Raw genomic sequence first — 1,506 nt, 5'->3', positions numbered from 1 at the left:
ATATCTAATTGCATCTGTACAACAACAATCTTCTGGATCTCCCGTTGGCCCTGGATCTCCTGTTGGTCCTGGATCTCCTGTTGGTCCTGGATCTCCCGTTGGTCCTGGATCTCCCGTTGGCCCTGGATCTCCCGTTGGCCCTGAATCTCCCGTTAGCCCTGGATCTCCCGTTGGCCCTGGATCTCCCGTTGGCCCTGGATCTCCCGTTGGCCCTGTTGGTCCTTCACAACAGCAATAGCTAGGAGGTAAGCATACTTCTATAAATATAGTTACATTCTTAAATATATGTCTTTCATCTAATCTTTTCCCTTGTATATCTTCTATTATAATGTTTGGATTAAGTATTTTATTTTTTAATAAAACTTCTAGTAGGTATCTCTCTCTTAAATTAGGAACGACTATAAATGTACTATGATATGTTTCATTATGAACTGCATGAACTGATTGCGTGGATTTATCAGAAATATACGTAATTTTTTGTTTTAATTTTATCTCAATGGATATTTTTTTCCCCGTAAGGCACTGACCTTCATAGGATTTTCCTTTAGGTGTATTAATTATCCTTGTTGACACAATTTCTGGTTCAACCATAACAGATACAATATCCTCTATATTAGGCTTTTGTTGTGGTATAGTTATCATTTCTTCAAAGCTGTATTGTTTAAAGTATCTAATATGCTTTTGTTTTATAATATTATTTTTTTTCATAAACCTCCTCCTAAATAACCTTCTCTTTTATTAGTATATTTGCAACTCAATAAAAAAATATCTTATCCATCTTTTTCTCCTATGTAGTTAAATGTAAAAAATAAAAATAGGTAATTTATAATTATATTTTATAGTATATAAACTACCTATAAAAGAGAGTATCTTTCTTTATAATCTTCTTTATAATCTTAAGATTATATTAAGATACTCCCTTTCATTTAATTATAATGATATTTTAATATCTATTGATTTGCTGCAAATATATTACATAATGGCAACGCACCATATAAATTACCTGCTACTGTATTTTGCAATCTAACCCATATAATTCCATTACATATTCCATATACTTCTTTTACTTTATATGGATTAGCAGTATTATCTACAATATCAATATCTAAATCTTTAATTATTGGGAAACTAGTCGTACCTAAAAGTGTTCTTAATGCTAAATCCATATCTGTATTACAACAGCACTCAGGTGTTTCACAATCGTATTGTAGTGTTCCTGGTACAATTGGTTCATCGTTGAAAGTTATTAATGCCACATTACATAAAGATATATAACTTCCTCCTATAATTACTACATCTTCACCTAATAAAAAGTTTCCTATTGTACCGCTTTTAGTTGTGTTAAATGAAAGCACTGATACGTTTTGATTAGCGTTTGCCGATTTTATTGTTTTTAATGCATATCTAATTGCATTTGTACAACAACAATCTCCTGGATCTCCTGTTGGTCCTGGATCTCCCGTTGGTCCTGGATCTCCTGTTGGTCCTGGATCTCCCGTTGGTCCT

Annotated in this window: 1 protein-coding gene and 1 pseudogene; both read right to left on the bottom strand. The window is 32.9% G+C overall.

Going from position 1 to position 1,506, the window contains the following annotated elements; all coding sequences use genetic code 11:
- The coding region (locus VLM92_RS13940) for a collagen-like protein (RefSeq protein ID WP_325276935.1) at positions 1–708 on the bottom strand (708 nt) is incomplete at its 3' end.
- A gap of 242 nt (positions 709–950) precedes the next feature.
- Positions 951–1,506 (bottom strand): annotated as a pseudogene (locus tag VLM92_RS13935) (collagen-like protein); the annotation flags it as partial.

Source organism: Romboutsia sp., assembly GCF_035470145.1.
GTDB lineage: Bacteria > Bacillota > Clostridia > Peptostreptococcales > Peptostreptococcaceae > Romboutsia_D.
This window is presented reverse-complemented; position numbering and strand designations above follow the sequence as displayed.